Raw genomic sequence first — 11,455 nt, 5'->3', positions numbered from 1 at the left:
AAAGAGCATAGGTGGAGGAGGAGTCGACAGTGAAGGTTAGAAAAAAGTGTGGGAAAATATTCCGAGGGATTAGCTGTATAATGATACTAGGTCTTATGTGTTCTTTCTCTATGGTTCGTTCCGAAAGAGAAGTCAGTGCAATAAGTGGACTTAGCCATAGCAAGGCGGCTAACAGCCTTGATTTATCTGTAAAGGGGGCTGGATATACTAGTATTTTATACGATAATAGCAATGGTCTTTCTACATCAGAAGCCAATGCGGTAGCTCAAACATCTGATGGATTTATATGGGTTGGTGCCTATAGTGGTCTTATGAGATATGATGGTAAAGATTTTTTTACCTATGATTCTTCTTATGGCATTTCTAGTGTAGTGAGTTTGTTCGTGGATTCAAAGGACAGACTTTGGGTTGGAACCAATGAGAGTGGAGTATTGGTTTACGAAAATGGAAAGTTTAAGAAATTTGATAAAGCCGAGGGCATGCAATCTATGTCTATTCGCTCTATTGCAGAGGATGACAAGGGAAATATTCTCCTGGCCACAACAAGCGGAATGGCATATGTGTCTTCTGAAGACTCCAAGTTGCATGCTATAGACGATCCTCAGGTAAATAATGAATATGTCAACGAGTTAAAGATTGGTGAGAATGGAGTTATCTACGGAGATACTGCCAGCGGATCATTTTTCATAATCAAAGAGCTTAGAGTTCATGGGTTTTATAATGGAGCCGAGCATGGAATAGGAATGGTAAAATGTGTGGAGCCGGATGTCGCTAATCCGGATTGTGTATATATAGGCACGCGTAATTCAGAAATCATACATTGCGACTTGTCCAATGGTGTCAAGGTAAAGTCAAAAAATAGCAATTTACCTGTTCAGACCATTAATTTTCTCAAGTATATTGAGGGAAAACTTTGGATTTGCTCTGATAATGGTATTTCTTATATTGATAAAAATGGTAAATGTAGTAAAATAGAAGATGTGCAAATGAATAATTCTGTGGATTCCGTCATGGCAGATTATGAGGGGAATCTATGGTTTGTGTCCTCTAGACAGGGAGTATTAAAGATTGTGGCCAACCAGTTTGATGACGTCAGTGATATGGCTGAACTCGAAAATATGGTTGTTAATACCACATGTATGTATGAGGGCAGATTGTATATTGGAACTGACGAGGGTTTGGAATTACTTGACAAGAATTATAATAAAGTAGAGAATAAGCTTACCCGTCAGTTGAAAAATATTAGAATTAGAGCAATTAAGACAGACTCTGCTAACAATCTTTGGATCTGTACATATGGCGACCAAGGGCTTGTTAAGTATAATGAAAAAAAGGGAACTTATAAGAATATCACCGTTAAAGATGGATTGTCATCTGTCAAATTGCGAACTATAATAGAACTCAACAATGGGGATATAGGTGTTGCTGAGAGCGGTGGTTTTGATATTATCTCCAACGATAAAGTGGTAAAGAGTTTCAATCAAAAAAATGGAGTGGCAAATCCCGAGATTTTGGGCGTTTGTCAGGATAAGGATGGAGCTATTTATCTGGGAAGTGATGGAGATGGAATTTATAAAATTGTAGATGGTAGTGTGAATCGAATTGGAATGCAAGATGGCCTCAAATCAGAAGTAGTTCTGCGAGTAAAGAAAGATCCTGATTCAGATATTATATGGATTATTACCAGTAATTCTCTTGCATATATGGATAATGGGAAAGTTAAGACAATCTCTAATTTCCCATATTCCAACAATTTTGATTTATTCTGTGATAAATTGAATAGAGTTTGGGTCATGAGTAGCCATGGTATATATGTTGTAAGCAAGGATGACTTGTTGAAAAATAAGAAAAATATGAATTATACTCTATATGACAGGAACAGTGGGCTTGAATATGTTACAACGGCCAATTCTAGAAGTTATATTGGAGCCAGCGGAAACTTATATATCTGTGGATCCACCGGTGTTGCATCTGTAAATATCAATGATAATGTGGAAGATGTAAGTAAGTTAAAGATAAGTGTTCCATTTATTGTTGTTGATGACAAGGAGATTTATGTCGGCGATAAGAAGACTATAACTATTCCTTCAGATGCCAAGCGTCTCACTATATATAGCTTTGTTCATACCAATTCTCTTATTAATCCCAATGTTAATTATATGCTGAAGGGATTTGATTCGAGAAAGATTTATTCTACCAAACAGCAATTAAAACCTGTCAGTTATACAAATCTAGCCGGTGGAAAGTATACATTCCACTTTGGAATTAATAGCAGTACAACTAATAAGGAATTTAACAGCATTGACCTACAAATAGTGAAGAAAAAAGCTATTTATGAGAGTATATGGTTTATGCTTCTCTCGCTTTTTATCATGATTTCCATAGTTGTAGGAATTGTTTACTTGATATTTAGGCGAAAGACTAGAGCCCTGGAGAAAAAGAAAGAAGAAGACAGAGTATTTATCAATCAAATTATTCAGGCATTTGCGAAGTGCATAGATATGAAGGACAAATACACCAATGGTCATTCTTTCCGAGTAGCCAAGTATACGAAAATGTTTGCTGAGAAAATGGGATATAGTGGAGATGAGTTGGAGACTATTTACAACACAGCTTTGCTCCATGATATAGGTAAGATCAGTATTCCGGATGATATCTTAGGAAAGCCTGGAAGACTGACAGATGAGGAATTTGCGATAATTAAGAGCCATGCCAGCAATGGATTCGAGATTCTCAGAGGAGTTGAGCTTTTGCCGGGACTTGCGCTCGGTGCAGGATGCCATCATGAAAAGATTGATGGAACAGGATATCCTAGAGGATTAAAAGACGAGGAAATTCCAAAGGTGGCCAAGATTATTGCAGTTGCGGACACTTTTGACGCGATGTACTCTAACAGACCATACCGAAAGCAGATGCTTTTGAGCGATGTTGTAAAGGAGGTCAAGAGAGTAGCAGGAACACAGCTCAGTCCGGAGGTCGTGGAAGTTTTTGTCGAACTTGCGGAATCTGGCGTGTTTGATGATGTACGATTTGAAACTGCAGAAGATGCAGAAAATGAATAATATTTTTTTGGAGGAAAACATGGAACAGAAAGTTTATTTACACAACACATTGACGAAAAAGGTTGAGGAGTTTATCCCCAATGTACCTGGAAAGGTTGCTATGTATACTTGTGGTCCTACAGTTTACCACTATGCTCACATAGGTAACCTCAGAAGTTATATCATGGAGGATGTATTGGAGAAATACCTCCGATTTGTCGGCTATGATGTAAAGAGAGTAATGAATATTACTGATGTGGGTCACTTGTCAAGCGATGGCGATACCGGTGAGGATAAGATGCTCGCAGGTGCAAAGCGCGAGAATAAGACGGTTATGGATATTGCCAAGTTTTATACAGATGCTTTTTTTGAGGATTGCAAAAAGCTCAATATCAAGACACCGGATGTGGTTGAGCCTGCGACAAATTGTATAGATAGCTTTATCGAAATGATAGAGAAACTCCTTGAGAAGGGGTATGCTTATGTGGCAGGAGACAATGTCTACTTTGATACATCGAAGTTGGATGATTACTATGTTCTCTCTTCACAGAATGAAGATGATCTTCAGGTTGGAGTTAGGGATGATGTAGAAGAAGACACAAACAAGAAGAACAAGACTGATTTCGTTCTTTGGTTTACAAAGTCTAAGTTTGACAATCAAGAACTTAAATGGGACAGCCCATGGGGCGTAGGGTATCCGGGATGGCACATCGAGTGCTCATGCATTGCTTTGAAACATTTGGGCGAGTATATGGATATTCACTGTGGAGGAGTTGATAACATCTTCCCACATCATACCAATGAAATAGCTCAGAGTGAGAGCTATATAGGCCACAAGTGGTGTAATTATTGGGTACATGTCAACCACTTGAATACAAAGTCAGGTAAGATGAGTAAGTCTAAAGGTGGCTTTCTTACTGTGACAAAACTTCAAGAAGATGGATATGATCCGATGGTATATAGAATGTTCTGCCTGCAGTCGCATTACAGAAAGCCACTTGAGTTTTCAGAGGAAGGCCTAGACAATGTGGCTAGAACCTACGAGAAGCTTCTTAATAGAGTGAAAAAGCTCACAGGCGAAGGAGAAGTGGATGCCGAACAATTAGAGGCATATAAGGCCAAATTTGCGGCTTCAATGAGCAATGATATTAATACATCTATGGGAATCACTGTTCTATATGATCTTTTAAAGGAAGATTATAACGATGCGACAAAGCGAGCAATCATAGAGGAAATTGATTATGTTCTCTCTCTGGGACTTGCAAAGGCATGGGAAAAGACAGAAGACAATGCCGGTGGCGATGATGAATTGGTAGCATATATAGAAGCCAAGATAGAAGAGCGCGCCCAAGCTAAAAAGAACAAGGACTTTGCCAGAGCTGATGCAATTCGCGATGAGTTGAAGGATAAGGGAATCATCATCAAGGATACACGTGAGGGCGTAGTTTGGACAATAGAAGAATAATTGTCTTACGAACGACGTGAGTAAGACCAGCAGAATGCGTTTCCGATAAAAAAAACAGGGAGAGGCCAACCGACTCGAGACTAGGTGTATGCGCATTGAAGTCTCTCTCTGGTTGGCCTCTTCCTGTTTTATTGGAAATGCATATTGCTGGTCTTACAAGCTTTGCTTGTAAGACAATTTATTCATTAGCTGATGCTTTCTTTGAAACAGCTTTCTTTGCTTTCTCGTTGTCAATATTCTTGATTACGCCCATAGGATCTTTGATAAGGAAGTAAACTGTCCATATTACAAGACCTAATACCAATACAGAGAAACCAAGAAATGCATCATTAATCATATCTGCTGTTGCAGGTGTGAAGAATTCAGCTCTTAACTCGATATACTCATAGATTGAGTCAACCAACCACATAAGTGAAGCTCCCCAATATAAATAGCAGAGCATACCAACTTTAAGTGTTCTAGCTTTTTCTGAAGTATACCAAACAACGGTTGATATTACAGCAGCTAGCATGACGATAGCTAATAGCATATTATTCACGCTCCTTTATGTCAGAAGAAACACTAACTTCCTGTGTAACCCTTTTCTTAATCTTAACATCAACAAAAGTCATAATTCCCCAAACTGCTGTGATAAGAACGGCCATCGAAACTCCAACAGTTGACATTTCATGTAACATCTCTGAGAGAGTTGCAGGGTTCTCTGCAGCTGTAAGAAATGGGAAGAATGGTGCAACTTCACCGTGCCAAACATGCTCAAATGCGAGAAGAGCAGAACCACCCCATAAAAACTTTGTAAGAGTGTTCAATCTTTTAGCAATTGAATTGTGTTTAGCAACTACTTCTGAATTGGCAGTGCCATTCTCTTTCTTTTCCATTGATTTGCTGACTACCTTAGTTACAATCGCCTCTGTTGCAGGAACTAAAAAACAAGCCATGTCAAATCCCTCCTTTAAAAATCTTAATCTGTTGTATCACAACACTTTATAATTTTATCATATATCAATTTTAAAGTAAAGCAATTAGTGCAATAATAATGATTTAAAATCAAACTTGCAGCCAGGTAAGAAGATTATGTTGATATCATAATCCCCTTCGAGATTCTCTATGTCAAATTCAAGTTCAGTGTCCCCATCCGTGTGTGGATACTGAATTGTATTGCTTATTACATCACCACTTCCATCGGATGGAGAGAATCTAAGGTAAAATGTATTGATTTCATTATGAGAAAAACCTGCAATTTTTGCCTTTGAAACTTCCCCTGATTTGAAGTGCATATCCTTGAATTCTATTGTGACATTGTTTCCTATCTCGCGGATGTAATCACCGTCAATCACATAGGCATCACCTGAAACTGTGTCGGCATCCGATCCGAGTAGAAGGGCAGTCTCGCGTCTGATTTTTTCAAAGTAGAATCCCTGTAGGGACATTTTTACAGACGGTGTCACGACAATAGTTATGTCATGAAGCCCCTTTAGCCTCTTTGGGAGGTTGAAAATGTTCTCCTGATAGTGATTATACCAACTTTTGGCCCGGTAAGTGTCCTTGACCAGACATTCTTCCTCGGCCCATACCTCTACCGGCACTTCATCTTCAAAAGAGAAAATAGGCAAATGAATCTTATCTGATCCGTATCTACCAAAATCAACACCCTCAAAAGTTACGGTGGTACACTGGTTTGAGGTTATATATATACCGCCCTTAAAGCTTAGAATCAAGTTGTCATCGCTAGAAGAGGAGTAGTCAATGCCGGAAATCAGTTCATATGGATTCAAATAAGCACTTCCGAGTCCGGTTACGCTGAATTCAAGCTCAGATATTACCTCCACGTGGTCAAGCCCGTTGCACGCCTGGCAACATAGCCTAAAATCTCCATCGCCTATAGCTGTTATAGTTGCCACATTGGTCTTAGGATCCGCATCTATGACAACGGAATTGCTGGTTGTTCCGTTGAGGGTGACAGCCTTAAAAATCAAATCACTATAACTTGCATTCTCAGGCCATATCTTTGCCTCTACAACGGTTGAATTGCAATCTTTGTTTAACTCATTTGGTCCGCTGTTGATGAGTTCTATCTTGCGGATTGGAATTTCATTTTCCCTGTCTCCTATAGGATATGGTTTATTTTCCATAATGCATGACATTCCCTCAGGCATTTGTCCCGGTAGTGCCTTTAGTGTGAGGCTCTCGCTCGGAAGATCTGGACTTGTCACCTTTACATTTATATCTCCGGAGACGTCTTTGGCTGCGATAATAGCTAAGAGTTTTCCGGAAAATAGTCTGCGGCTGGTGCCCTTGTATTGGTCCATATCGGTGCTGTCGCCATTGTCTAGACCGATTAATCGTCCACACCCGGTCACAGAGACATTCATGCGATTTCTGGCATTTTCAACGATATGTCCATCCTTGTCAACCGTCTCAATTGTGAGGAAGATTAAATCGCTTCCATCGGCAATCAACTGAGTTTTGTCCGGGGTGAGCTTTATCCTTGCAGGATCCCCAAAGGAATATTTTTCTTCGTCGGCGATAATATGGCCTTCCTCGTCATATGCTATTGCGTGTAAAGTCCCGGGTTCATAGGAGAGCTGCCAATTTCCCGAGAGATTATCGCCATCCACATGGTTTATCTGTTGTTTTCCAAGGCTATTTCCATTGAGGAAAAGCTCCACAACAGGGGCATTGGAGTATACGCGAACGTCTATTAGCTGGCCCTTGTTAAAATCCCAGTAGGGAAGAATATGAATCATAGGATTGTCCTTATAGCTTGTCCAAGCTGACTGGTACATGTAGAAGGAATCCTTGGGAAAGCCCGCTGTATCCACTTGCCCGAAGTATGAATTTTTCGTATAGTATGGTGTTGGTTCACCTATGTAGTCGAATCCGGTCCAGATATACTGGCCAAAGCAGTAATCTCTGTCTCTGTGGGCTTTGATGGTATGCTCTGAGTTTGGTGCCCCCCAGTTGGTTGTACAATTTCCGAGAGCAGAGCACTGGTTGTCATCAAAAGTTAGCAGACGGTTGCTCAGAGGGAAGTGGTAGATACCTCGACTTTGAAGAGTGGAAGCGGTCTCTGAACCGTATATAATCCAATCTTTATGCTCTTTATGATGTTCATCATAGAATTTGTCAAGGTAATTATATCCCACCAAATCGACGATTTCGGCGCATTTTCTGGAGCCCTCTGAATCCATATTGTTGGAGGCGAGAGTGGTAAATGCATTCTGCCTGTAGTCGAGGGAGCGCACTGCATCATGAAGCATTTTGGTCACTTCAAGCCCTCTGTCGAAGCAGGTGTCATAGATTTCATTGCCGATGCTCCAGATGAATACGCAGGGATGATTTCTATCCTGGCGAACCCAACTCTCGAGATCTCTTTTCCACCATTCCGGGAAATCCTTGGCATAGTCGTAGTCTGTTTTTGGTTTTTCCCACATATCGAAGGCCTCGGTGTCAAGGAGAATTCCCATCTTATCGCAGAGGTCTAGGGTTTCCTCAGGAGGCATGTTGTGGGCATTTCTGATGGAGTTTACTCCCATTTTTTTCAAAATCTCAAATTGTCTTTTTAGGGCAGTTTTATTCATTGCAGCCCCAAGTGAGCCGAGAACATGATGCTCGCAAGTTCCTTGGATTTTAAGGGGATTTCCGTTGAGGAAAAGTCCCCTGTCGGCATCAAATTCTATAGTTCTAAATCCTAAGTTCTGTGTGATAGAGTCCACTACTTGTCCGTCAACTTCCAGCTCTGTGGTAATCTGATAGAGGTTTGGATTTTCTGTGTCCCAGAGCAGTGGGTCAATCACAGTGAGAACTTGTTTATCAATCTGAATTTCTGGCATAATATTAACCTTATTTTCCCCACACGTTACGGCGTTTCCGTCTTGATCTATAATGGTATTTCTTATTGTTGCCGGAACATTTTTCTTGACTGGGTCTGTAGAAGGTTTTCCGAGAAAATATTCCGCGTCGATGAATACTTCCCAAGTTTTTCCTAACTGTTTGGTGGAAATATAAGTGCCATTGTGAGCAAACTGGGGAGATTTTTTGAGTTCCAGCCAGACATTCCTGTAAATTCCCGAACCGGGATACCAACGGCTGTTGGGAAGATGATACTCGTTTCTGACCATCAGAGTGTTGATTCCATCTGTGAGATGATCTGTCAAATCAACTACAAACTGAGAGTAGCCGTGCTTCCACTTGAATATTTCTTCTTCATTGAGATAAATAGTTGTATCCATATATACCCCATCAAATATAACTCGAATATTGTCATAATCCTCAAGGGGGAGAGTGGACTTATCGATATCTAGTTTATAGCAACTTATGGCTTCTTCGTATAAGTTTTTGGAGTCATATATCATCCAATCATGGGGGATATCGACCTGTTCCCATGACTCGTGAGAAAATATAGTCTCCATAGGAGTTTCAAGGGGGAATTTGCAGAATAACCATCCCTTGCATAGTAATTTTTTCATAACTTTTCCTTTCTGATTTTGAATTTGACACATATATGATAATTATATTATACTTGTAAGGGATATTCAATACATAAGGAGAAAATATGAAGCGAGGAAAGAAAATAATCCTCAATGTTTTGCTCGTATGCTTTTCTCTGATATTTCTTGGGAGCGCATTTGTTCTGGGAAGGTACTTTTTTCAGGCGCATCAGACGTCCAGTGACATCAAGGCGTTGCAGGAAATGAAGGAGAGCACGGAGGAACCATCTGAGGAAGAAAAAAAGATTATCAAAGAGCATGGGCTTTTGAAAAAGTTTGCCAAGCTGTATAAGAAGAATTCTGATATTGCGGGTTGGATAAAGATTGACGGGACGGAGATTGACTATCCCGTTATGCATACAAGTGATGATGAGCAGTTCTATATTCACAGAAATTTTAACAAGGATGATGATAGCAATGGACTGCCTTTTTTGGCGGGGAACTGTGATATCAGTATCAAAAATTCCAACTTTCTCATATATGGACATCATATGCGAAGTGGCCTGATGTTCACGGGGATAATGGATTATCAGGATGAGAGTTTTTATAAAAAGCATCCAACATTTAGCTTTGATACTTTGTATGAAAATGGCGAATACAAGGTGTTGGCGGCTTTTTTTACGGAAGTTTCAAGCAATTCCGGGGCCTTTGATTTTTACAATTGGTCGGGAGAATTAGACGAGGAACGTTTTAATAAATATGTGAAAGAAGCTGAGAAAAGATCCCTTTACAAGACGGGGGAGAAAGCGAAGTTTGGCCGGAGTTTAGTAACGCTTGTGACCTGTAGTTATCATGTAAATAATGGAAGATTTGTTGTTATTGGCGTGAAGAAAGACTAGATTGGAGCTGAGTTAATGAATCAGAAGATTATCAATGACTTTTTTGATGTATTCAAGGAATATATGATAAAAGAGTTTAATTTTATTATAAAGATAGATATGCGCACCAGGAGGTATATCCTGGCATATTCCAATTTTGAGGACACCCATCCGTATCCGGAAGAGGGAAAATATGATGACTTTATCAGATGGTGGACAGATACTTTCGTAGTTGGCAAGGATGAAACTATCGCAAGTCTCGGCTTTGATCTTGAGAATATGATAAGTGTTTTGAGGTCCGGCGAGGTAAAAGGACAGAAGTTCTGTACTGTCAAGGGACCAAATAATAAGCAAATGCATATCATCTGCACATATTGTTTCTATGGCAATGACCTCAATAGTATTCTTTTCTTCTCCAAAGAAGTGGGAAAGATTAAGGAGGAGGAAATAGAGCGAGAAAATCTCAGTCAGCGCCTTCTCTATGATGCTTTCGAGGAGATTAAGAGAACTAAGGAGAATCAGTCGCAACTTCTAGAGCACATAGTAAATGAGTTAGAAGAGCCTATCAGCACCATCAGAGAGTTGTTTGTTCAGGATCGAAGTCATGCCACTAGAGCTATGATTAATCATACTCTCGATTATTTGGTGGAATCTATTCGAAGCATAAAGGAATACAATCGAATTAATAATATTCAGCTTGTCACCAATCAGGATGTAAATCTCTATGATTTTTGCTATGAGTTGAGCCAAGAGTTTCGCAATCTTTGCAGCACTCTTAAGATTAATTTAAAATGGGATATTAAGATACCCAAAGATCAAAAATACGATTTTTCTGATTACAGAGTAAGAGAAATAATCAGAAATGTCATGGGAAATGCGATTAAGTATACGCCTATAGGTTCAACGATTATAATTGACTTTAGAGAGCTGATTGCGTCCGATGGAAGCACTTTTTTGGACTTATATATCGAAGATGGCGGACCATTTATCCAAGATAATACATTTGTAAGAGCCAATACTCTGGCAGACCAGGATTTTGCCAAGAAAGTATTTGTTATTGACAATATGGGGGATTCGCTGATGCTAGCCAATAGAATTGCCGGTATGATTGAAGGAAATATCGTTTTCAGAAAAGGAACAAAGGATAATAGCATCATAATGATCAAGATTCCGATTGTAAAGTCAAGTGAAAATGCGGATAAGGACATTCCTAAGCCACAAGAACAGCTCAAGGAAATGATAGGAAGAAGTATCTTGGTTGTCGAACACGGCGATGTGAGTTCCAGTTCGACAGTCGCCCTGCTTCACGCTAACGGAGCAAAGGTATATGATGCCGCCACAGGGCGACAAGCGTTAATGCTCTTGGAAAAATTCTCTACGGGCGTGATATCAGCGGTTCTAGTGGATAGGGAGCTTGAAGATATGACTGCAATTGAGTTTGCAACAGCTCTCAGGTCCAACAGCAAATTTAGATTAATGAAAAATGTTCCGATTATAGAGATGGTGGGGAAGACCCAGGCGGTCAGCATAAAGTCTGTCATCTCAGGAGGAATAAATGCGATTATAGAAAAACCGGTAAACCTCAAAAAACTTGCTAGAATTATACAGGGCTTTGGGGACAACTGGGAATAGGAGGAAAACGAC

General features: G+C 39.9%; 7 protein-coding genes. 4 read left to right on the top strand and 3 right to left on the bottom strand.

Going from position 1 to position 11,455, the window contains the following annotated elements; genetic code table 11:
* Positions 1-29 precede the first annotated feature (29 nt).
* Together L877_RS0109915 and cysS are read left to right on the top strand one after the other, a co-directional pair.
* On the top strand, positions 30-3,062 hold the full coding sequence (locus tag L877_RS0109915) for an HD domain-containing phosphohydrolase (protein ID WP_051437809.1): 3,033 nt from the start codon (positions 30-32) through the stop codon (positions 3,060-3,062).
* A gap of 19 nt (positions 3,063-3,081) precedes the next feature.
* Positions 3,082-4,506, top strand: coding sequence for a cysteine--tRNA ligase (gene cysS / locus L877_RS0109910; protein ID WP_026835934.1), 1,425 nt, complete (start codon positions 3,082-3,084; stop codon positions 4,504-4,506).
* Between the two features lie 178 nt (positions 4,507-4,684).
* Here the strand turns inward: cysS and L877_RS0109905 are convergent, their stop codons facing one another.
* The 3 genes from L877_RS0109905 to L877_RS0109895 all read right to left on the bottom strand — a co-directional run bounded on the left by L877_RS0109905 (position 4,685) and on the right by L877_RS0109895 (position 8,972).
* Positions 4,685-5,035, bottom strand: coding sequence for a hypothetical protein (locus L877_RS0109905; RefSeq protein WP_026835933.1), 351 nt, complete (start codon positions 5,033-5,035; stop codon positions 4,685-4,687).
* A 1-nt stretch (position 5,036) separates the two neighbouring features.
* Complete coding sequence (locus L877_RS12975) at positions 5,037-5,441, bottom strand: hypothetical protein (protein WP_034785617.1); 405 nt, start codon at positions 5,439-5,441, stop codon at positions 5,037-5,039.
* Between the two features lie 84 nt (positions 5,442-5,525).
* A complete protein-coding gene (locus tag L877_RS0109895) occupies positions 5,526-8,972 on the bottom strand; it encodes a glycoside hydrolase family 2 TIM barrel-domain containing protein (protein WP_034785614.1) in 3,447 nt (1,148 codons plus the stop codon).
* 86 nt (positions 8,973-9,058) lie between these two features.
* Here L877_RS0109895 and srtB point away from each other — a divergent pair, with 86 nt between their 5' ends.
* Together srtB and L877_RS0109885 are read left to right on the top strand one after the other, a co-directional pair.
* On the top strand, positions 9,059-9,832 hold the full coding sequence (gene srtB / locus L877_RS12970) for a class B sortase (RefSeq protein ID WP_051437808.1): 774 nt from the start codon (positions 9,059-9,061) through the stop codon (positions 9,830-9,832).
* 15 nt (positions 9,833-9,847) lie between these two features.
* Complete coding sequence (locus L877_RS0109885; protein WP_026835931.1) at positions 9,848-11,443, top strand: ATP-binding response regulator; 1,596 nt, start codon at positions 9,848-9,850, stop codon at positions 11,441-11,443.
* The last annotated feature ends 12 nt before the right edge of the window (positions 11,444-11,455 follow it).

The sequence above is a fragment of the Eubacterium xylanophilum ATCC 35991 genome (genome assembly GCF_000518685.1).
Taxonomy (GTDB): Bacteria; Bacillota; Clostridia; order Lachnospirales; family Lachnospiraceae; genus Eubacterium_F; species Eubacterium_F xylanophilum.
Note: the sequence above shows the minus strand (reverse complement) of the source record. Positions and strands in the feature narration are given on the sequence as shown.